This window comes from Actinokineospora sp. (assembly GCF_052390155.1).
Taxonomy (GTDB): domain Bacteria; phylum Actinomycetota; class Actinomycetes; order Mycobacteriales; family Pseudonocardiaceae; genus Actinokineospora.
In genome coordinates this window covers 51,688-72,645 of the sequence record NZ_JBQTHF010000014.1, presented here as the reverse complement: position 1 = coordinate 72,645, position 20,958 = coordinate 51,688, and the positions used below count along the sequence as shown (strand labels likewise).

The following is a 20,958-nucleotide window of genomic DNA, read 5'->3' as shown; positions in this document are numbered from 1 at the left end:
ACACGTGAACGGCGTCATGGCCGGGGGGGTGGCAGGCCGCGTCCTCGCCGACGGGGGCCGGGCTACCTGGTCCACCGTCGCCCCAGCCGGGCGTGCGCAGGGGGGCCGTCGTCGCCCGCGGTGGTTGCGCCCACCGCGGGCGTCGTGGCGTGTGCTGCACGTCGAGGCACGCCGGAGTTCCCCTTTGTACGGCTTTCCATTGGCGATTCTCGGTGCCTATTCACGCGGAATGCGGGTATTCGGTTAGGTCGTGCGCCACGACCCACCGCCTAGCCCGCGCCGATCGTGCCGTCGTCGTTCAGCAGCACGGTGTGCCGACCCGGCGCGAGGTCGATGCCCGCCTCGCGGGGACCGGCCTGGGTCATCCAGCGCACCGTGAACCGGCTCGGGAGCGCGGTGCCGGTGCCGAAGAACAGCTCCGCCGACGACACGCCCGCGTGGCCGTTCGCCGGGTAGAGCTGCGCCCGCAGCGCGGCCCGGTCCGGCGGGGTCGCGGTCACCACGGCACCGATGGCCGGGCGGCCCGCGCCGGTCGAGCCCGGCCGCACGAGCGTGAGCACGGTTCGCCCCACTGTTGTCGGCGCGGTGTTGACCAGCAGTTTCGAGTCCTCCCACTGCATCGCCATCGCCGCGTCCGGTCGCCCGTCTGCGTCGACGTCGCCGATGGCGATCCCGCGGCTGTTGTCCGGCGCGGCCAAGCCGAGCCGCGGCGCCAGATCCGTGTAGCGGCCCGACGCGGTGCGCACCCACAGCGGGTCGTGCTCGTGGCCGGACAGGTCGTCGCCGGGGCCGAACTTCGGCCACGCCCCCGGATACCGGACGAGTTGGTCGTTGCCGAGCGCGAGTTCGTGCAGCAGCGGCCACCGCCACCGCTCGCCCTTGAGGAATCCGGTCGTCTGCAACAACTCGTCGGTGCCGTCGCCGTCGAAGTCGGTTGCCTTGACATCCCAGCTCCATCCGCTGCGAGCCAGGCCGAGCTCCTCACTCCGGTCGGTGAACGGCACCTCGCCCGCGAGTAGTTCGGCGCCGTCGCCGGTCGGCACGAACGCGAAGTTGCTCTCCTGCAACGCCCATTCGCTGGTGATGTTGCTGACCATGATCATCGGCAGCCGTTGCCCGTCGACGTAGGTGAACGCGACACCCATGCCCTTGAACGAGTCCCGGCCGAGCACCGTCGACCGCGGCGAGGTCCAGTCGCGGGCGCCGGTCACCGGCTCCAGCGTGACGCGGCCGGGCGTGGAGCGGTTGACCAGCAAGTGGTCCGGTCCGAAGTCGGCTGCCGCGTAGATCTCGGGGAGCAGGTCGCCGGTGAGGTCCTGCAGGCCGATGGCCAGCGTCCACGCCGAGGCGACGGCCGCGGGCAGGGCGTCGCTCACGTCGGTCCACACCGGGGGCCGGTCGCCGCCCGCCGGGCGCGACAGCAGCAGCCGGTCGGTGCCGCCGTTGCGGGCCAGGCCCATGCTGTCCTGCATCTGGATCCGGTCGGGGCCCGCGGTCGGGTCGAGCACCCGGGCGTCGTCCGGGAAGTAGTTGCCCACCAACACGTCGAGTTCGCCGTCGCCGTCGATGTCGCCGAGGCCGAGCGCCGTCGAGTTCCACACCTGCCGCGGCTGGATCAGCTCGTGCGAGCGGAAACCGCTGCCCTGGTTGAGGAACTGGACCGGCGAGCGGCCCCAGTAGTAGACGATGAAGTCGGTGTCGCCGTCGGTGTCGAGGTCGGCGGGCACGCAGCCCATCGGGGCCATGGTGGCGTCGTAGTCCCGCTCCGGGGTGAGCGTGACGGGCCGGTACCGGTCGCCGGTACCGGGAACCGGGCCGACCCGGACCGAGTCGTCGCGCGGGTCGACCAGGCACACGTCGTCGGAGCGGCCGTTGCGGTCGAGGTCGGTCAGCGCGACCGCCGCGCCGACCGCGGAGATCCACGAGCGGATGTGCTCGTAGCCGGGCGCGACCGGGCGTAGCGACCTCGCGTCGGCCGGGGCCGCGTTGAGCGCCGTGGTGGCGAAACCGAAGCGCGCGGCCATGCTCGCCGCTTCGGCGTCCGAAATGGACGGTCGAGCGGTGGCGAACCCGGTCGCCGTGGCGAGGGTCAGGGCGAGCGTGATCGGCGCGCCGCGGCGGAGGGGGGCGGGTTTCATCGGGTCTCCAGTGCTTGTCAGTGCGTGCGGGCGGTCTCGCGGATTCGCCGTTGCCAGAGCCGGTAGTTTCGGACGGTGCCCTCCAGTTCGGGCGGTGCCTGCCCAGCCGCCCGGGTCCAGTCGGCGGCGGCCTCGACGGTGACGCCCGCGAGCGCGCCGACGCCGGTCCTGGTGTGCTCCGGCACGTGTCCGCCGGTCTGCCGGGCGCGCGCGGCGAACGCCGCGCCCTGCGCGAGCGCGTGCCGGTCGGGTCCGGTGATCCGCGTCAGCCGGGCGAGGGACTGCTCGCCCGCCCCGCCCGCGTAGCAGACCGCCAGCCCGACTCCGGCCCACAGTTCCGGTGCCGCGGGGGCCGGGAAGGACTCGATGCGCGCCGCGATCGCGTCGGCGTCGGCGCACTCGACGAACCACAGCGCGCGCCCGACTCCCTGGTACAGCACGGCGCGGACCGGGTCCGCCGAGTGTGGGGAGGCGGCGAATCGGTCGATCCAGCGCTGTCCGCGCAGGAAGGCGCGCGCGAAGCCCGCGCCGTCGACCGCGAGCCAGCGCAACAGCGGGTCGAGCGGCGCTTTGCCCACCACCAGCGTCGGCGACGCGGCCAGCCCCACCCAGCCCGCACCGACGTGCAGGAGGTGGGGGAACCGGTCGCCCGCCGAGGCGAGCAGCCTGGCCAGGTGCGACACGCGCGGCCTGCCGCGCAGGCGCGCCCGCGGCCGGAGCAGGTCGGCCGCCGCCGCGGCGAACGCCGCGCCCTCGTAGCCGAAACCCCGGTCGACCGGGGCCAGCAGGTCGAGCACCGCGCCGGTTCGCAGGCAGCCCTGCTGGCGCAGCGTCTCGTAGCCGCACAGGAAAGAACGCGCCCGACGCTCCAACACGGTCCGGGCGTGCTCGTCGGCGTGCCGGAAGCCGCGGCGCTCGAAGTCGACCAGTCGGTTCGGCAGCGGGGGCAGCAGCCGCAGAGGGGCCGATCCGCGGTGCGCCCCCGTCACTTGTCCGCCTCGTCCGCCCTGGCCCGCTCGACGGCCGCGAGTTGGCGGAGGTAGGCGTCCTTCGGGTCGTTCAGCGGGGTGACCAGGCGCCGGGTGATCAAGCCGAGGACGGCGGCCAGCACGGCGGTGAGCGCGCCCTGCTGCGCGGCGCTCAGGTCGAGGATGCCGAAGGCGATCACCAGGTTGATCGCGGCAAGGAGCGCGGTCTGCACGAGCACGGGCTCACGACGGATGTTCATCGGATTTCCCCTTCGCTATCGGGTTTCTCGGCGGTGTACCGCCAATAGGTGAGCTGTCCGCTCGCGAAACTGTCGACGTAGAACTCGGTCGACTCGCGCCAGTGCGCGTATTCCCCGTGGTCGCACACCGATTCGATCGCGCGGCGGTTGAGCGTGAGCGCGCCGGAAATGGCACGGAAGCAGTCGACCGCGGCGTCGGAGATGTCGGTGTAGGCGACGTCGGTGAAGCCGAGTCCGGTGAGCATCGCCGCGGTCTCCGGCGGCGCGGGGAGCGGCCGAATGCCGTCGTAGTCCCAGGTCCGCGTCCGCACCCGCTCGGTCAGCGTGGGCCCGCCGAGGATGTCGGCGAACGCGAGGCTGCCGCCGGGGGCCAGTGCCGCGTGGGCGATCGCGAGCGCGTGGCCCGGCTCGGGCAGCAACGCCAGCGAGTCGATCGCGATGACCAGGTCGTAGGCCCGGTCGGGCTGCCAGGTGGTCACATCCGCCTGCACGTAGCGGATGCGGCCGCGCACGTCCGGCGGGAGCCGGTGGTGTTTGAGCCGGGCGTGCCGCAGTTGCGCGGAGTTCAGCTCGATCCCGGTGACCGTGCAGCGACTCCGGGCGGCCAGGTACCGGCACACCTCGCCGGTGCCCGAGCACAGCTCCAGCACGTGGTCGTCCTGGCCGAGGCGGAACCGGCTGCCGATGAAGTCCAGCAGCGCCGCCCCAGCCATGTTGGTGAACTCGCGCCCACCGTGCACCGGCTCGTAGACGGCGAGGTGCCACAGCGCGCCGGCAGCCGTGTCGTAGATCCGGTTCTTCTCGCTGTTGTTCGTCCCGGGCATGCGCGTACTTCCCTTGTCTGGCAGAGGTTTTTCGATGACTCGCCCGACCGGGCGAAGATCACATCTTTCATCTGCGGCGGGTGTCGACCGGGCTCCGCACGGGGCCCATGGCCGGTCGGGGCGACGGCATGGCCCGCGCCGGTTCCCCGGCGGTGTCGCGCACCAGGTCCGCGACCGGCGAGTCGGCCGCCCAGATGTCCTGCGCGAGCCAGTACTCGACTGTCCTATGTGTCCTGGTGAACACCAGCAGGCGACCGTCGGCGGAGGGCACCGGGTACCGCACGCCCGGCCGCACCGCGGCGTACCCCCGGCTGCGCCCGTTCGGCAGTTGCTCGTGCAGTTCCTCCACAGTGGACGCGACGAGCGTGCTCACCAGGGTGCCGTCGGACAGCAGCCGGGGGTTGTTGCGCTCCACGTAGTCCGGCCCGGCGACCGTCTCGATCTCGCCGGTGTCCAGGTGCTTGCGGTAGAAGCCCCACGTCCAGTCCCCGCCGCGGGTGGACATGAACACGACGCTGGCCCCGTCCGGGCTCCACGACGGCGCCTCGTCCCACCACGGGTCGTCGGTGAGCTTGTCGACCGCGCCGGTGCGCAGGTCCAGCACGCACAGGTCGGCCTCGAACGGCTCGGTGTCGGACTTGAACACCAGCCGGGTGCCGTCCGGCGACCAGTCCAGTGGCGCGTGCATCCCTTTGAGCCAGGGAAGTTCACGAGTCCAGACGGTCGTCTCCCCGGTGTCGAGCGCGTGCGTCGCGATCTCCCAGCGGGGGTGCGCGGCGTCGCGGCGCGCGAACGCGATCGTCCGCCCGTCCGGCGACCACTGCGGGAACGCCGCCTCGCGGACCGGGAGCACCGTGGTCGCCCCGGTGGCGAGCTCGCGGATTCGCAGCGTCGACCGGCCGGCTTCCTCGGCCGCGTAGACGATGCGCTCGGCCGCCGGGTCGAACGACGCGTACCGCGGCTGCTCGGCCGCGGGCACGACCTCCCGCACCGCACCGGATTCCCGGTCCAGCACGCAGATCGCGACGCCCTGGTCGACCAGGCGGTGGAAGAACAGCGACTGCCCGTCGGCGGTCCAGTTCGGCCAGCGGTCGTCCGCGGACCGGGTCACCAGGGCCCGCCCGACGCCGGTGTCGAGTCGCTGCAGCCAGATGACCGACCGGCCCTCGAAGCTGCGCGAGAACGCGGCCACGGGGTGGGCGCCGCACACGGTGGGTTTGTAGTCCCACGCGCTGCCGTCGCTGACCTGCACCGAGGTGGACCCGTCCAGCGATCGCACGGAGATCGCGCCCGCGCCCGTGTCGTAGGAGTGGCCGATGATGCCGCTGCCGTCCGGGACGAACGAGCACGCGCCCGCCCGACCCGGCACCCTGGTCACCGCGCGCGGCGTGCCGCCCGCGGCCGCGACGACGTAGAAGTGCCGCTTTCCCCACGCGCCACCGGTGTAGACGATCGTCCGGCCGTCTGGCGACCAGTGCGGGTACTCGTCCTCGGCGTCGCCGTCGGTGAGCCTGCTGATGCGGCCGTCGCGCAGCCGGTAGAGCCAGATCGCCTTGCGCCCGCCGCGCGTGGAGGTGAACGCCAGGCAGGACGCGTCGGGCGACCACTGCGCCTCGATGTCGTCCCCGGGGCCGCGGGTGCCCTGGTGCCACTGCTCGCGCACCAGGTCGTAGAACCACAGATTGCACGAGCCCCCGCGCCGGGACGAGGCCACGAAATACCGGCCGTCGGGGGACACGGCGCCGTCGCCGGAACCGAACCGATCGTCGGCGACGGCCCGCAGCCGAAATGTCCGGGGGGATTCCGGGGATTGTCGAGGAGACCAGCCCGCTGGCTCGCTCATTGCCGCTCCTCATGCCGCGCCGGTGGGGATTTCCATTCAGCACGATAAAGCGGGAAACCGGGGTGGTCTTCTCGTGCCTTGCGGCCAATAGGCCGTAAAACGGCAGCAAGATCCCGGTATTCCGACGGCCGTGGTCCGCGGGTCGCGCCCGGTGTGGAACCGTTGGTCCGCAAGGCAAACCGGAAGAAGTTCTGCCGTGCTCCAGCCGGATAGAACGGTGTGCAGCGCGGCACAGGCGCCCGCGGTTCGCAAGGTTCGCATTCTTCTGACGGGAGCGGCAGCAATGAGCGAGGTACAGGATTTCGGCCAGAATGTCGGGGACTTCATGCGGGGAGTCTTCGCGGACTCCGGCGCGGGCGACGACGCGGTGTTCCAGCGCGACGCGGGTGCCGAAGGCGAGGTCAGGGGCTTTCTGGCCGACCTGCAGGCGCTTTACGCCAGGGGCGATGTCGACGCCATCGTCAACACCCTGGCCGACAACTTCAGCACCTACGAGCTGATCGCGGCGAACGGCCGCCCGGTGACGATCCGGGACAAGGCCAGGATGGGCGAGTACCTGCGGACGCTGTTCCCGAGCGGCGGGCAGACCCAGATCAAGAGCATCACCGCCAACCGGGTCGTCGCCAACTCCACCCTCGGCCTCATCAACGAGGAGGGCGACGTCGTCATCTCCCGGCCGGACGGCACCAAGGAGCACCAGCCGCTGCGGTCGAGCGCGCTCGCGGCGAAGACCGCGGCGGGCTGGAAGTGGACGCACTGGCACATGTCCGAGGCGGGCCCGCGGTTCCGGGTGAACGCCTCGTCGCAGCCGATCGACGCGAACGGCAACGTCATCCCGGGTGCCCGGGTGGTGACCGAGGACGGCATCAGCCGCGTGGTGATCGACGGTCAGGGCAACTCGGCGCCCGTGCAGCGCGACTGAGCACCATGCGGTCAACGCGTCCGGCGGGAACCCTGCTCGGACTCGAAGAGGGGACCCGAAGATGAGCTTCAGCATGGAACGAGGGATCAAGAAGCCCTCGGCGGAGGCGGCCGCTGCCACCGCGACGTCGGTGGGCCACGTCAACAACGGTGAGGAGAACACCTATCCCGACTACCTGGGAAACTTCACCAAAGGCTTGCCGCACAACGAGTTCGGCGAGGTCGACCGGCAGGCGTACCGGCAACTGCTGCGGGCGCTGGCCAGCGGGGCCAACGACGAGTTCGAGCGGATCCCGCTCGACACCACCGTCGGCGGCCGCAAGTACGTCAACCCGCAGGCGGGGCTGGTGCACGAGGCGGTCGGGCCCGACAGCAGGTTGCTGACGATGCCGCCCGCGCCGCGGATGGACAGCCCGCGGCTGTCCGCCGAGGCGTGCGAGCTGTACTGGATGGCGCTGTGCCGGGACGTGCCGTTCGCCCGGCTCGCGGAGAGCGACCTCGCCGCGGCGGCGGTCGCCGACCTGAACCGGCTCACCGACTACCGCGCGTACAAGCGGGCGGGCCGGGTCGAGCCGGATTTCCTGTTCCGCGGCGACACCCCCGGCGACCGGCGCGGCCCGTACCTGTCCCAGTTCCTGTGGAAGGACATCCAGTTCGGCACCTACCGCAGCCCGCAGCGCCAGGACACGGTGGCGCCCGACCGCGACTACATGACCACCTACGACACCTGGCTGCGGGTCCAGCGCGGCTGGAACCGCACGCTCGCCGACGGCGACCGGGACCGGGTCAACACCCGGTACCTGGCCACGCCGCGAGACCTGGCGCACTGGGTGCACTTCGACGCCGGACCGACGCCCGCGCAGGCGTTCTTCAACGCGGGCCTCATCCTGTCCTACGCCGGGGTCCCCACCGACGCGGGCAACCCGTACCGCTGGTCCAAGACCCAGGAGGGCTTCTCGGACTTCGGCACCTCGCACCTGCTGGCGCTGGTGACCGAGGTGGCCAACCGGGCGCTGCGCGCGGTGTGGTTCCAGAAGTGGTTCGTGCACCGCAGATCCCGGCCGGAGGCGTTCAGCGGCCTGGTGCACAACCACATCACCGGACGGCGGTCGCACGAGTTCATCGACCAGCAGATCCTCAACAGCGACGCGGTGACCAGGACGCATGACAAGTGGGGTTCGTACCTGCTGCCCCAGGCGTTTCCCGAGGGCTCGCCGATGCACCCCGCGTACGGCGCGGGGCACGCCACCGCCGCCGCGGCGTGCGCGACGATCCTCAAGGCGTGGTACGACGAGACGGCGCTCGTGCCCGATCCCGTGCGGGCCAACGACCAGGGCACGGAACTGGTCCCCTACCGGGGTGGCGACGCGCTGACCGTCGGCGGCGAGCTGACCAAGCTCGCCGCGAACATCGCGGTCGGCCGGAACATGGCGGGTGTGCACTGGCGCACCGACTTCACCGAGTCGGCGACGCTCGGCGAGCACCTGGCCATCGAACTGCTCCGCGAGCAGAAGCCCTGGTTCAACGAGACGCATTGGTTCAGCGTCACCAGGTTCGACGGAACGTCGGTGACGATCTGAGAACCGGTGCCGTGCAACGGTTCGGGCCGTTGCACGGCACCGCCGGTGTCCCGATCCACCCGCCGGGCGCGCCCGGCACCGACTGAACGGTGGCAGTGGCAATGACAACTCACCGGGTCGACAGCCCGCCGGACCGCAGAATCAAGGCGCTGCGCCGGTTCGCGATGTCGATCACCGCGTTCACCGTGCTGGGGCACCTGCTGCTCGGGTTCGAGCAGTCGCCCGTCACGCCGATAGTGGTCGTGCTGGCCGCGTACTGCGTCGACCTGCTCATGGAGACCGTCGACGCGCGCGTGTGCGGACGCACACCGGCCTACGCGGGCGGTCTGCTGCCGATGGCCAATTTCCTGCTCCCCAGCCACATCGGCGGGCTTGCGACCGCGATGCTGTTGTACGGCAACACTTCCCTATGGCCCTACCTGTTCGCGGTGACCGTGGGCGTGTGCAGCAAGTATGTGCTCCGCATCCGGGTGCACGGCAGGCCGAGGCACTTCCTCAACCCGTCCAACGCGGGGATCGCGCTCACCCTCGTACTCTTCCCGTGGGTCGGGATCGCGCCGCCGTACCACTTCACGAACAACACCGGGGGCGCGCTGGACTGGTTGCTGCCGTTGGCGATCATGGCAGCGGGCACCATGCTCAACGTCGGCCTTACCGGGAAGGCGCCGCTGATCGCGGGCTGGGTGCTGGGCTTCGCCGGGCAGGCCGTGGTGCGCTGGGCGCTGCTGGACCACGCGCTGGTCCCCGCGCTGGTGCCGATGACCGGGCTGGCCTTCGTGATCTTCACCAACTACATGATCACCGACCCCGGGAGCACCCCGACCGCGCCCTGCCGCCAGGTGCTCTTCGGGCTGACCACGGCCGCGGTCTACGGCGTGCTGGTGTCCGCGGGCGTGGTGTTCGGGTTCTTCTTCGCTCTCGTCATCACCTGCGCGCTGCGGGGGCTCGGGCTGGCCTTGGCGAACCGGCACGCGGCGCCGCGTGGTCGTTGAGGAGCGGTCGAGTGCTGAGCTACCGGTATCGCCACGTGGTCACGCTGGACGAGACCAACCTGGTCGGCAATGTCTACTTTGTACACTTCGTGCGCTGGCAGGGCCATTGCCGGGAGCTGTTCCTCGCCGACCACGCACCGGGGGTGCTGGCCGCCCTGCGGGCGGGCGAGATCGCGCTGGTCACCGTGTCGTGCCAGCTGGACTACTACGCGGAGTGCTTCGCGCTGGACGAGGTGGAAGTCGTGATGCGGCTGGCCACGCGCGGGGGACACCGGCTGTCCATGGACTTCGACTTCCGCCGGGCTGGCGAACGCGTTGCCAGGGGCACGCAGTCGGTGGCCTGTCTGCGTCGGACCCCGGACGGTGCGGTGCCGATGGACCTGCCCGCCGAGCTGTCCGCCGCGCTGGCCAGGTTCGCCACCGCCATCCCGAACTAGCGGTCCGCAGGCCCATGGGGCATTATGACTAATTGTCATTAGTCAGTGGGGGACCGTACCCGCCGGGTGGCCCTGGCGGGAGAGTGGGAGATCGGCACCGTGACCAACCCTGGAACCAAGCCCGTCGGCAAAGTGGTCGGGTTCGACCTCACCGTCGCCGACGCCGACGGGGTTCGCGACTTCTACGCCGCCGTCGTCGGGTGGAAGCCGGAGGGGCTCGACATGGGCGGGTACAACGACTATTTCATGATGGGCGCGGGCGGGACCTTCGAGGCGGGCGTCTGCCACGCCCGGGGCGGCAACGCCGACCTGCCCCCGCAGTGGCTCGCCCACGTCGTGGTGGACGACCTCGACGCGAGCCTGGCGAAGGTGGTCGAACTCGGCGGTTCCGTTGTCGCGGGCCCGAAGGGCGAGGGCAACGATCGCTACTGCGTGATCAAGGACCCGGCAGGCGCCGTCATCTCGCTGCGCGCCGCCGGAGCACCGGAAGAGTAGGCACCCCGTCGCGGTGACCGCCCCGTGATCCTCACCCGGCCCGCCACCGCCGAACACCGAGGAGTACGCCATGACGCAGTCACCGTCGTCGGACCTGATGGCCCCCTCCCCGGAGGAGGGCGATCACGTCCTGCTGCCCTGGTTGAGCCGGATGCGGGCGGCGGAACCGTTGTGGCAGGACGGTTACGGCGTCTGGCACGTGTTCCGCTACGCCGACGTCGAGCAGGTGAGCGTGGACGCCGCCCGCTTCTCCTCGGACCAGAGCCGGGTCAACCCGGCGGTGGCCGATCTCGCCAGGGGCAACCTGACGCTGACCGACCCGCCCGAGCACCGCAGGTTGCGCCAACTGGTGAGCACGGCGTTCACGCCGCGCACGGTCGCGGGGCTGGAGGGTCGGATCGTCGAGGTGACCGAGGCGCTGCTCGCCGACGTCGACGGCGAGTTCGACCTCACCGAGGTGCTGACCCACCCGATGCCGGTGACCGTGATCGCCGAACTGCTCGGCCTGCCCGCTGCCGACCGCGGCTACTTCGCCGAGTGCGCCGACCGGCTGCTCGGCATCCACGCGGACGACCCCAACGACCCTGAGCTGATGGTGCGGTTCGAGGCCGTCATGGGCGAGCTGGGCGACTACTTGCGTGAGCACGTCAGGGATCGGCGGTCGAACCCGCGGTCGGACCTGATCACCGACCTGGTCACCGCCGAGGTCGACGGCGAGCGGCTCACCGACGCGGAGGCGGTCAACTTCTGCACGCTGCTGCTGTCGGCCGGGCACATCACCAGCACCCTGCTGCTCGGCAACGCGATGCTGTGCCTGGACGAGTACCCGGACGCGGCCGCCGAACTGCGGGCCGACCCCGCGCTGATCCCGGGCGCGGTCGAGGAGGTGCTGCGCTACCGCTCACCGTTCGCCCAGGTCGTCCGGGTCACCACGACGGAGGTCGAGATCGCCGGGATCTCGTTGCCGCCCAACAGTTTCGTGATGCCGTGGATTGTCTCCGCCAACCGCGACGAGCGCGTGTTCCCCGACGCCGACCGGTTCGACATCCGCCGCACGCCCAACAACCACATTGCGTTCGGCCACGGCGGGCACTTCTGCGTCGGCGCGCCGCTGGCCAGGATGGAGGCCAGGGTCGCGTTGCGGGTTCTGTTCGACCGGTTCTCCGAACTGCGGATCAGCCCCGACGCGGCGCTGGAGTTCTACGGGCGCGGCGTGTTCGGCGTCAAGTCCGTTCCAGTTGTGGCCCGCCGCAACGGCCACAACCGGAACCTGACCTGAACGCACTCCAACGAGGTTTCGGGTCGGGTGCAGACCGCATAACTTTCAGCGATTGTGTCCCATTGCAATCACGCCACCTCTTGCCTACTGTCGGGCCTTCCATAGTGCCGCCGTATCACCCCGGCGGAGCGTGGCTAGTCGGTGCCGAAGTTGGCCGACGGCGTCGTCGTTACCTCGATCAGCTCGAAGAATGTACGACCCGAGTGTGTGCAGGTCACGCATATGACGCAAGACTGGGAAGCCAGGCCAGCGAGTCACGTCGTGACGGTACGCCTTGCCGAATTCGGCAAGTTGTTCGGCGGTACGGCCGAACCGCGCACCCTGATAGGTGTTGACCAAGTCTATCTCCCGTGGGCCGATGGCTACTTCATCCCAGTCGCCTAGTACCACGCGAGTGCCGTCCCAGAGTAGGTTGCCTGGATAGGCATCGCCGTGAATCAGACCCACTCCCAGGGAGAAGTCGAGCTTGCTGTAGGCAGCAACTACGGTCTCCGCCGCATCAAGCAGCCAAGTCCGCTGGTCTGCCGACAGGGCCGAGCTGTTGCCAACGGTGATCGCGAATCTTGTCAACGGCCGGTAGGTTGGCAGCGCAATCGGCGGCACAGGTAGTCGATGTAATTCACGGAGCAAATCGCCAAGGTGGAATGGTTCGGGCACCGGGCGGTCGCCTTGCGGATAGTAATGCCAGAACGTCACGGAGGATTCGTCGCAGTGGAACGGCTGATTCACGTCGAGCGGCGCCACCGCCGGGAAACCGTGTGTACCGAGCCACCGGGTAACCGCAACCGCGCGTTCGACGGCTTCCTTGGCCGCCTGCCCTTGACTCACTCGCGCAATGGCCTGTTCGGCTGGTAGGAGATAGACGGTTGTCGCGTGCTGCCACAGCAGGTGGCTTCCGTGAGTCTTGAGACCAATGGCTTGTGCCGCATCGTGCAGAGCCGTGTCCTCAAGGTTGCTCGTCATCACGGAGATGATAACCCCTGTACGTTGCTCCGAGTCTCGTCGTCGAAGTGACGGAGCCCATCAAGCAGATCGCGGCCCTGTCGACTTGCGGCTGAGCGCGACTGAGCAAGCACGCCGCGCGTTCGTCCGATGGCGGTATCGAGCTGGCGGATGCGTTGATCGACAGGCAAGGTCAGCACGGGCGCAACTGCTTCGGCAGCACCGTTCAGGTCACCGCGTGCGATGCGCGCATTCACGATGTCGAGCCGGGCCAACGTTTCGTCCCCGTAGGAGCGTTCGGCGGGTGAGCCGGTCTCGTACGAGGTAACGGCGGCCTGGGCATGCTCTTCGGCCAGGCCGTGCTCGTTGAGCAGGCCATAGGTGCTGCCCATGTAATACGCCTGCTTGGCCTCGGGAAAGCTCAGCAGGCCACCGAGGTCCGTGACGTCGTCTCGATCGGTCGGAGCCTGCTGGATAATCTGAAGCCGCCGCAGGGCATCCAACGCCCGTGTGCGCTCACCCAAGCGAGCTGCCGCCCGTGCCTCAATTGCTACCAAGCGCAACCGTGACTCTCGCGAGGCGTTGAACTGCGCTCCTTGCTCGGTCAGCTCGATAGCCGCACGTTGGCGAAGCGACCACTCGTTGATCAGGGCCGCAGTTCCTCGTGACCATGACCGCAGCGCGTCGTGGTCCGCGACGTCGGCACACGTCCAAGCGGCACGGAGCTGCGCCAGCGCCGCACGTTGGTTGCCGACGTTCTGCGAGGCATGGGCGAGCAGCAGGCAGGTAGTTCCCCCGAGAAAGTGCAGCTCGCGACCGTGGCGCGGACGTTGCCGCTTGTCGAGCAAGTCGAAGATCGCGTCGCGGGTATCCACGAGGTCGCGGAACAATAGCCGAACCGGCGTGTGAACGTATTCGACCGCGATACGGCTGATCTCCCAGCGCAGGTGTTCAAGCGTGTGTTCGTTGATGTTGTTCTCGGCTGCTCGATCGGCAAAACGCAGCGAATCGCGGGCGGCATCGGAGGCGACTGCCTGAAGGTCATCTGGATTAGATTCGATGCGCTCATAGTCAGTTGGTCGGCGAGTTGCGACATGCGTAGCCTCAGATAGCTGGGCCTCAGATAGCTGGCCGAGCACTGCCGATAGCTGATCCCGTGTGATGCCCAAGGCGTCGGCCAGCTTCGGTCGATGCCACGGTTGTGGGGCAGTCTCACCAGCTTCCCAACGCGCGATCGTGGAACGCTCAACGCCCACCCGTTCGCCGAGACCTTCCTGGCTGTAGCCCGCAGTCTTCCGAGCGGCGGCCAAGGCCGTACGCCTGACTGACATAGCTCGTGACCTCTCGTCATTCACCTGAACGGGCAGTACCGACACGGTAGCGGATTGTCGCTGGTCAACGCCGCTCTGCGGCGCCTCTGCGTCAAGACTGGGACAACGATGCTCTGGAGCAGAGCAACACCGACGACGACCCTCAACCTCAGGCACCCAGCGCCCCAAGCAAACGCACTTGCCTTCCCCCGGTGGTGGTGCGGGCAGCTTGCGGCGTTGGGTGCCATCCAGGGCAGCTATCGGGAACTTCGGAGGCGGTTGACAGTGCGGACAGCACTCAGGGTTGGCGCGTGGGTGACTATCGGTCGGGACTGCGAGATCATGTACATGGTGCCTGAGCGGGAGCATGTTGATTTTGTGTTCGGGGATCGGTCCGAGAGCTTCGAGTTGGCGTTCGACGAGCAAAGTCTGGCTCGGTTCGTCGGGTTGGCCGCGCAAGCTTTGGCGGAGGTCGAGGCGTTGCGGGACAACGAGAACGAGACTGCGATTAGTGTCGGTGTCGGGTTGGTTCGGCGGTGAGTCACGAGGTGATCTCTGAGGCTGATGCTGTGGCTCGGTTCCCGGAGTTGGCCGAATTGGTCGTCATTCGGGAGGCGGGGTGGGGCTTTCATCTGATGACTGATAACGATGATGTGATCGGGATTGCCGCCAGTTACAGCCGGGAGCAGTACACCGATGCGGTGTTCGTCTTCGATCGTCGCCATGTGCTGGGGATTCGGCTGGTGGCTGACGAGTACGGCGGTGGGGTGGTGTGGTTCAGGGACGGCGTGGATCTGGTGGAGGTTGTCCGGGAGTTGGTGGGGTTGCCCGCGCCTGGTGAGCCGGGTGCGCCGTCGTTGGTGATCCGGGCGTCGTCGTTGTGGACGCCGTGATGGCGACCGGCGATGTCTGGCAGATGGTGGTGCTGTTCGTGGTGCCGGTGGTGTTGTTGTACGGCGGGTTGGTGTGGTGGGGCGCGCGCAAGGACCGGGAGCAGCAGTGAGAGCCGTCCTGGTGGTGTCGGCGGGTGGTGTGTTTGTCGTCCGGTTGGTGTGCTGGTGGGTCACGCGGCTGCGGGTCGGGGTGCGGTCGTGACGGCGTCGGCGATGACCGCGCGGAACAGTGCGTTGCGGCGGTTGGCGATTCTGCTGAGCATGGACTGTGGGGTTGTGGTGTTGTTTCGGCACAACCGGGTGAGCAAGAAGCAGACCTGCATTTGGGGTCAGGGGCCATCGGTGGACGAGATGCAACGCGCGGCCCGCAGGTACCTGGGGAAGATCACGGGATTGGAGCTGTCGGAGGTCGAAGGGGCACGCTCGGCAGTGCTGCTGGACGCGGTGAATCGGCCCAAGAATCGACGGGGGATGTACGGGGCGGAAGGCGGGGAATTCGGGTGAGAGCCTCGTTATTCATGGAGAGCTGCGTGGCCATCGGCCGGTGCTCGACGTCGATGGTGGCTGGACGGAATACGCCACGACGCTGGCGGAGGGCGCAGTGTTCTGCGACAGCGGCGGCGCCTTCGATGACGAACGGGTCGGCTTCCGCTGCCTGCTCGATGCGCTGAGCCTGCCGGGCGTGGCTGGGGCGGTGGCGCTCAACCCGTTGCACCTGTCGCCACGGCCGCAGGTCGTGACGTCCTTGGTGCTGCACATCCGGCGCACGGGTTGCGCGCTGCGGGTGCGGGATGGCGGGCTGCCCGACGAGGCCGCGCGGTTGTGCGCGGGGCAGCCGGAGTTGCGGCCGTGAGCCTCGGCCTGGCGGTGCTGGTCCTGGCGAGCGGCGGCTCGGTTGTCGGCTGGTGGAGTTGGGCACGGCGATTCAGCGGCGTGCCGTCCGGCGAGCCGGCCCAGATCGGCAGCTTCCGATCGGGGGCACAGCTCTCGAACCGGATACATCGCCGTGACTGCCGGATGGGTGGCCGTCCTCGCCAGCCTGGCGTCAGCACGCTGTTGGGCTCGGAACTGGCAGCAGTGCGCCGAATCGCTTGCGGCACAACGACATCCCTGCCCCTGACGCGGAGTGTCCGGTGTGGACTCAAGGGGACGAGCGCGTGTTGGGTCGGGTGCTGCGCGGGCTCTCCCTCGTTGATCGGCAAGCGCTGGTAGGCCGAGCTGATCGTGCCGCCCTGGTGCCGCTGCGGTCCAGGCCGTGTCCCGCGTCGTTGACCAGCCGACCACGGCGAACGTTCGTGGCCAACGCACTAGCCGGTTCGGGTGACGACCACGCCGTTCGGCCGGTCGCCGACTCGGACCGTCTCGGCGACCTTCTCGGCGCTGACGTCGATGACGGACACGTCGTCGGAGGCCCAGTTGGTCACGTAGGCCCGCAGGCCGTCGCCGGTGAACGCCACCCGGTAGGGCCGGTCTCCCACCTTGATCGTGGCTCGCACCTGGTTGCTGCCCACATCGATCACCGACACCGCGTCGCTGCCCCAGTCGGTGACGTAGAGCCGGTTGCCGTCGGGGGTGAAGGCGAGGTCGTAGGGGCGCTCGCCGACCTCGATGGTGCCCGAGACCCGGTTGCTCGCGGCGTCCACCACAGTGACCGTGTTGCGGCTGACGCCCGCGACGTAGACCTTGGTGGTGTCCGGGGAAACGGCGACCCCGGACGGCCTGCTTCCGACGTCCACAGTGGACACCACGGTGTTCGTCGCGGTGTCGATCACCGTCATCGACGAGGACACGTTGTTGGTCACGTAGGCGCGGGTGCCTTTGGCCGCGATGGCCACGCCGAACGGCCGGGTGCCCGCGGGCACGGTCGCCACCACGGTGTTGGTCGCGGTGTCGAGCACCGAGACGGAGTCGGAGAACTCGTTGGCCACGTAGACCTGTTTGCCGTCCGGCGTCACGGCGACGCCGTTCGGGCGGTCGCCGACGCGCACCGCGGTCACCGCGGCGCCGCCGAACGCGGCCACGTTGGAGTCGGTTCGGGTGTTGATCCCGACGTCGATCACGGTCAGGTTGTTGGTGCCCTCGTTGGTCACGTAGGCGCGGCGGCCGTTGGGGCTCAGCGCGATCGCGACCGGGCGCGACCCGGTCCGAACCGAGGACACGACCCGGTTGCTGCCGGTATCGATCACCGCGACGTCGTCGGATCCCTCGTGGGTGATCAAGGTGTGCGCCGTGGCGGCCGCAGGAGCCTGCCGTACCAACGACTCCGGCGTCGTGTTCAGCAGCACGGAGACGCTGCCGTCCAGCGAGTTGGAGGTCGCCACGTCGGGGCGCCCGTCGCCGTCGAAGTCGGCGGCGATGATGCCGGGCGGCGCCGCGCCGGTCGCGATCCGCACGGTGTCGGAGAAGTTCCCCTGCCCGTCACCGGACTGGATTGTCACCTCCTCCGCCTCCACGGCCGTCGTCCCGAGGTCGAGGTTGCCGTCCATGTTGAAGTCGGCCACCACCATGTCGCCCGGCGCCTCGCCCGCGTCGGCCAGGCTCTTGGCTGTGCTGAAGTCGCCCTTGCCGTCGCCGGTGAGCAGCGTCATCGTGTCGACGTCGTAGTTCGAGGTGATCAGGTCGAGCTTGCCGTCTCCGGTGAGGTCCGCCGCGGCGAGGCCGGAGGCGGTGTCGCCCGCCTTGAACGAGGTCGGCGCGGCGAACCCGCCCCTGCCGTCGCCGCGCAGGATCGAGACGGAGTCGTCGTCGATGTTCGCGGTGGCCAGGTCGAGCAGCCCGTCGCCGGTCAGGTCCACCGCGACGACGCGCAGCGCGCCCTTGCCCGCGGGGAAGACCTCCGGTTTGCCGAAGGTTCCCTTGCCGTCGCCGCGCAGCACCGCGACGGCGGCGGCGTTGTAGAGCGGCGTGACGAGGTCGAGCACGTCGTCGCCGGTCACGTCGACGGCGATGATCCTGATTGCGCCGTCGCCCGCCGGGAAGTTCCTCGGCGCGGCGAAGGAACCCTTGCCGTCGCCCGCGAGCACCGACACGTCGTCGGAGTTGAGGTTGGCCGTGGCCAGGTCGAGGATGCCGTCGCCGGTGAGTTCGGCGGCGACCACGCCGTTGGGCTTGTTGCCTGCCCCGAACAGCGTCGCGGGGCCGAACCGTCCTTCGGCGCCGCCCAGCATGACCGACACGTTGCTGGAGCCGAAGTTGGCCGTCACCAGGTCGAGGAAGCCGTCGCCGTTGAGGTCGGCGGCGGCGATGCCGGACGGCGAGTCCTCCTGGGTGGCCGCGGCCCGGAAGGTGGTTGCCTCGCGGAAGGTGGGCTGACCGCCCTTGGGGCGGCCGGGCAGACCGGTCTGTTCCTGGTCGGCCACCGGGTCGCCGGTACAGCCGCCCGCGGCCACCACGGCACCGATGGCCGCCAGGGCCAGCCCTATTCGCAGCCGACAAGGGCGGTCCGATCTGCTCCCGCTACGCGCACCGATGGTCATCCGACAGCCTCCTCGTGGTCGGCGGGGTCCCCTCCCACACAATGACTAAAAGTCATACTACTCCCGGATCGCGGATCTGCCACGCCCTGTTACTCTCTGCTTCTGGCGGCCGCGGGTCGCCGCACCCGGAGAGGTCACGCGGGCATGGATGTCGAGAAGAGCCTGAGCAAAGTCGCCGGTGCGTGGGTCGGCACGAACCGGAAACGGATGATGCCGGACGAGGAGTACCACGAGACGGCCGCCGTCGCTGCGGTTTCCCTTGCCGCACAAGGAAATGCCGCCACCTTCAGCTACACCTGGGCGGACGAGGGCCTGCCCCAGGACGGCGCGCTGCTGCTGACCAACGGCGACGAGCCGGGAACGGTCCGCGCGGTCTGGGTCGACTCGTGGCACCAGAGTCCACAGTGGATGGAGATGACGGGCGAGGTCGACGAGCACGGCGTCATCCGGCTGGAGGGCGGCTACTCGAACAGCGCCCGCTGGCGCCTGGTCGTCGACACCTCCGACAGCGCCCGGCTGCGGTTGGCCATGGACAACGTGATGCCGGACATGGACCTGGACTACCAGGCGGTCGAGGCGACCTACCGTCGAGCGGAGTGAGCCACCACATCGTCCTGTGTGGACAGTGTCAGGGGGCCAGGCCGAGTTGGCGGGCGACAGTAAGGAAGTCGTAGTAGAGCGTGCCACGCGCGATCTGCCCGTCGCGGAACCGGTAGATCTCGGCGCTGTAGGCGGACACCTTGCGGCCGGACGCCGGGACCTCGCCGCCGTCCGGGAGCGGGAACGGGCGCGTGTGCGTGCCCTGGTTGAGGACTTCGGCGACGGCGACGTCGCGGGCCACGTACAGCCGGACGATCTCGGTCCGCGCGTCCGGCAGCGGGCCGAGGTTCGCCCGCTGCCGCTGGATCCAGCCCGCGCGGCCGCGCACCACTTCGCCCGAGGCCACGTCGAGACCCTCGTAGTCCGCGCTGAGCAGCGCCGCGGCGGCGTCGAGATCGCCCGCGTTGAACCTCCGGTAGAGCAGCGCCAGGGTCGCCCGGATTCGCCGCTCGTCAGCCGACACGGCCGACGCCGACCCCAGTAGGCCACCGAGGAACGCGCGCGTCTGCCGACCGAAAGACCGTGTGCTCATGGGCTGCTCCTTTGCCGGGAAAGTCGTCGAAACACCGTTGTAGTCCCGTTTCGGTCGCGCGTTCTTCTCGCAGCGTGCGTCTTGGCGGAGCCCAGCGGACTCGCCGCGAAACCGGCAAGCCTGCGTAAGAATCCGCCCCCGCCACGTGGCTATAAATCAGGAGCGGGCCCGTATTTCCGCGGGTACCGCTTCCCCCGGCAAGGAGCACAAGGATGTTGCGAGCAACGCGCGCGGCGGGTGATAGGGCGTCGGGGTGGTTCTCCGGTCGGCTGACCGGGTCCGTTCTGGTCGGTGCGGTGCTCTGCTCCGCCTGCACCCACAACCACGACCCCGCACCGAATCCGGGCCCGACCACGCCCACCACCCCGACCACCAGACACACGCCGACGCCCGCCCCGGCGCCGGACCGGGCCATCCGGTTCGACGCGGTGCTGGCGTACCCGGCAGGTGACGCGTCCGCCGACATCCTCGTCGCCGACTTCAACAAGGATGGCGCCGTCGACACCGCGACGCCGAACTACAACTCGAACAACCTCGTGGTGCTGCTGGGCGACGGCAGCGGCGGTTTCGGCGCTCCCACAACGTATCCGGCCGGGTCCAATCCGAACGGGATAGTCGCGGTCGACCTGACCGGCGACGGCAACCTCGACCTCGCGACGGCGAACCTCGGGTCGGACAACGTCACGGTGCTGATCGGCGACGGCACGGGTGCCTTCGGCCAGGCGGCCACGTACGGTGCCGGGGACGGGTGCGCCAGGATCGTCGCGGTCGACCTGACCGGTGACGGTCTGCTCGACCTGGTCACGCCGGACCTCAACGGCGACACGGTCACCGTGCTGCCGGGTGACGGTAAAGGCGGCTTCGGGCAGCGGATCCAGTTCCCGTCCGGCGACGGCGCGCTGCGGATCGCCGTGGTCGACCTGAGTGGTGACGGCAAGCTCGACGTGCTCACCGCCAACTACAACTCCGACGACGTGACCGTGCTGATCGGCAACGGGCAGGGTGGGTTCTCGCCGCCTGCCTCGTACCCGGCGGACGACACCGCGGCCGGGGCGGCGGTGGTGGACCTCAACGGCGACGGCAAACTCGACGTCGCCACGTCGAACTACGACGCCGACACCGTCGCCGTGCTGTTCGGCGACGGCACGGGAAAGTTCGGCGCGCCCGCGATCTACCGGGCCGGTGACGCGCCCTCGGACATCATCGCGGTCGATTTCAACGGCGACGGAGCCACCGACCTGGCGACCATCAACTTCGACTCCGACGACGTCACAATCCTGGCGGGCGACGGAAAGGGCGGCTTCGCCGAGCCGGTGAGCCTGCCCGCGGGTGACGGGCCCCCCGCCCTGGTGGCGATCGACGTGAACGGCGACGGCAAGCCCGACCTGCTCACCGCCAACTCGTTGGCCGACTCGGTCGGTGTGCTGATGAACCAGTCGTAGCCTTGGGCCACCATGAATGCGGTCGC

General features: G+C 69.5%; 21 protein-coding genes. 12 read left to right on the top strand and 9 right to left on the bottom strand.

Going from position 1 to position 20,958, the window contains the following annotated elements; translation table 11 throughout:
- Positions 1-269: 269 nt before the first annotated feature.
- The 5 genes from ACT4N7_RS06125 to ACT4N7_RS06105 form a co-directional block, all read right to left on the bottom strand.
- Positions 270-2,138 (bottom strand): FG-GAP repeat domain-containing protein, encoded by a 1,869-nt coding sequence (locus ACT4N7_RS06125; RefSeq protein WP_444827602.1) that lies wholly within the window; start codon positions 2,136-2,138, stop codon positions 270-272.
- Positions 2,139-2,155: 17 nt separating this feature from the next.
- Complete coding sequence (locus ACT4N7_RS06120) at positions 2,156-3,127, bottom strand: DUF1702 family protein (protein WP_444827601.1); 972 nt, start codon at positions 3,125-3,127, stop codon at positions 2,156-2,158.
- Positions 3,124-3,366 (bottom strand): hypothetical protein, encoded by a 243-nt coding sequence (locus ACT4N7_RS06115; RefSeq protein ID WP_444827600.1) that lies wholly within the window; start codon positions 3,364-3,366, stop codon positions 3,124-3,126. Before ACT4N7_RS06115 ends, ACT4N7_RS06120 begins: the two co-directional genes overlap by 4 nt.
- A complete protein-coding gene (locus tag ACT4N7_RS06110) occupies positions 3,363-4,190 on the bottom strand; it encodes a class I SAM-dependent methyltransferase (protein WP_444827599.1) in 828 nt (275 codons plus the stop codon). The genes ACT4N7_RS06115 and ACT4N7_RS06110 overlap by 4 nt, the downstream gene beginning before the upstream one ends.
- 67 nt (positions 4,191-4,257) lie before the next feature.
- Complete coding sequence (locus tag ACT4N7_RS06105) at positions 4,258-6,033, bottom strand: TolB family protein (protein ID WP_444827598.1); 1,776 nt, start codon at positions 6,031-6,033, stop codon at positions 4,258-4,260.
- Between the two features lie 283 nt (positions 6,034-6,316).
- Between ACT4N7_RS06105 and ACT4N7_RS06100 the strand changes: the two genes are divergently transcribed.
- The 6 genes from ACT4N7_RS06100 (at position 6,317) to ACT4N7_RS06075 (ending at position 11,737) form a co-directional block, all read left to right on the top strand.
- On the top strand, positions 6,317-6,955 hold the full coding sequence (locus ACT4N7_RS06100) for a nuclear transport factor 2 family protein (RefSeq protein ID WP_444827597.1): 639 nt from the start codon (positions 6,317-6,319) through the stop codon (positions 6,953-6,955).
- Positions 6,956-7,016: 61 nt separating this feature from the next.
- Positions 7,017-8,534 carry a vanadium-dependent haloperoxidase gene (locus ACT4N7_RS06095; protein WP_444827596.1) on the top strand — a complete coding sequence of 506 codons (1,518 nt, stop codon included), beginning with the start codon at positions 7,017-7,019 and terminating at the stop codon, positions 8,532-8,534.
- A 101-nt stretch (positions 8,535-8,635) separates the two neighbouring features.
- A complete protein-coding gene (locus tag ACT4N7_RS06090; RefSeq protein WP_444827595.1) occupies positions 8,636-9,526 on the top strand; it encodes an enediyne biosynthesis protein UnbU in 891 nt (296 codons plus the stop codon).
- Positions 9,527-9,537: 11 nt separating this feature from the next.
- Positions 9,538-9,963, top strand: a complete 426-nt coding sequence (locus ACT4N7_RS06085; RefSeq protein WP_444827594.1) for an acyl-CoA thioesterase — start codon at positions 9,538-9,540, stop codon at positions 9,961-9,963.
- 45 nt (positions 9,964-10,008) lie between these two features.
- The gene (locus ACT4N7_RS06080; RefSeq protein ID WP_444827593.1) at positions 10,009-10,458 is read left to right on the top strand and encodes a VOC family protein; all 450 of its coding nucleotides are present in this window, start codon (positions 10,009-10,011) and stop codon (positions 10,456-10,458) included.
- Between the two features lie 70 nt (positions 10,459-10,528).
- Positions 10,529-11,737 carry a cytochrome P450 gene (locus ACT4N7_RS06075; RefSeq protein WP_444827592.1) on the top strand — a complete coding sequence of 403 codons (1,209 nt, stop codon included), beginning with the start codon at positions 10,529-10,531 and terminating at the stop codon, positions 11,735-11,737.
- 84 nt (positions 11,738-11,821) lie between these two features.
- Here the strand turns inward: ACT4N7_RS06075 and ACT4N7_RS06070 are convergent, their stop codons facing one another.
- Together ACT4N7_RS06070 and ACT4N7_RS06065 are read right to left on the bottom strand one after the other, a co-directional pair.
- Positions 11,822-12,700 (bottom strand): aminoglycoside phosphotransferase family protein, encoded by an 879-nt coding sequence (locus ACT4N7_RS06070; RefSeq protein WP_444827591.1) that lies wholly within the window; start codon positions 12,698-12,700, stop codon positions 11,822-11,824.
- On the bottom strand, positions 12,700-14,055 hold the full coding sequence (locus ACT4N7_RS06065) for a helix-turn-helix transcriptional regulator (RefSeq protein ID WP_444827590.1): 1,356 nt from the start codon (positions 14,053-14,055) through the stop codon (positions 12,700-12,702). Before ACT4N7_RS06065 ends, ACT4N7_RS06070 begins: the two co-directional genes overlap by 1 nt.
- A 285-nt stretch (positions 14,056-14,340) precedes the next feature.
- On the opposite strand from ACT4N7_RS06065, the gene ACT4N7_RS06060 reads away from it, so the two are divergent.
- The 4 genes from ACT4N7_RS06060 (at position 14,341) to ACT4N7_RS06045 (ending at position 15,735) form a co-directional block, all read left to right on the top strand.
- Positions 14,341-14,529, top strand: coding sequence for a hypothetical protein (locus ACT4N7_RS06060; RefSeq protein ID WP_444827589.1), 189 nt, complete (start codon positions 14,341-14,343; stop codon positions 14,527-14,529).
- Positions 14,526-14,882 (top strand): hypothetical protein, encoded by a 357-nt coding sequence (locus ACT4N7_RS06055; protein WP_444827588.1) that lies wholly within the window; start codon positions 14,526-14,528, stop codon positions 14,880-14,882. Before ACT4N7_RS06060 ends, ACT4N7_RS06055 begins: the two co-directional genes overlap by 4 nt.
- Positions 14,883-15,080: 198 nt before the next feature.
- Entirely contained in the window at positions 15,081-15,386 is a 306-nt protein-coding gene (locus ACT4N7_RS06050; RefSeq protein WP_444827587.1) for a hypothetical protein, read from the top strand.
- Between the two features lie 40 nt (positions 15,387-15,426).
- Complete coding sequence (locus ACT4N7_RS06045) at positions 15,427-15,735, top strand: hypothetical protein (RefSeq protein WP_444827586.1); 309 nt, start codon at positions 15,427-15,429, stop codon at positions 15,733-15,735.
- Between the two features lie 454 nt (positions 15,736-16,189).
- Here the strand turns inward: ACT4N7_RS06045 and ACT4N7_RS06040 are convergent, their stop codons facing one another.
- Positions 16,190-18,358: an FG-GAP-like repeat-containing protein gene (locus ACT4N7_RS06040; protein ID WP_444827585.1), complete on the bottom strand. Its 2,169-nt coding sequence runs from the start codon at positions 18,356-18,358 to the stop codon at positions 16,190-16,192.
- Between the two features lie 144 nt (positions 18,359-18,502).
- Between ACT4N7_RS06040 and ACT4N7_RS06035 the strand changes: the two genes are divergently transcribed.
- Positions 18,503-18,958, top strand: a complete 456-nt coding sequence (locus tag ACT4N7_RS06035) for a DUF1579 family protein (protein ID WP_444827584.1) — start codon at positions 18,503-18,505, stop codon at positions 18,956-18,958.
- 28 nt (positions 18,959-18,986) lie between these two features.
- Here the strand turns inward: ACT4N7_RS06035 and ACT4N7_RS06030 are convergent, their stop codons facing one another.
- Positions 18,987-19,490 (bottom strand): ester cyclase, encoded by a 504-nt coding sequence (locus ACT4N7_RS06030; protein WP_444827583.1) that lies wholly within the window; start codon positions 19,488-19,490, stop codon positions 18,987-18,989.
- 212 nt (positions 19,491-19,702) lie between these two features.
- On the opposite strand from ACT4N7_RS06030, the gene ACT4N7_RS06025 reads away from it, so the two are divergent.
- Positions 19,703-20,932: an FG-GAP repeat domain-containing protein gene (locus tag ACT4N7_RS06025; RefSeq protein ID WP_444827582.1), complete on the top strand. Its 1,230-nt coding sequence runs from the start codon at positions 19,703-19,705 to the stop codon at positions 20,930-20,932.
- Positions 20,933-20,958: the final 26 nt, after the last annotated feature.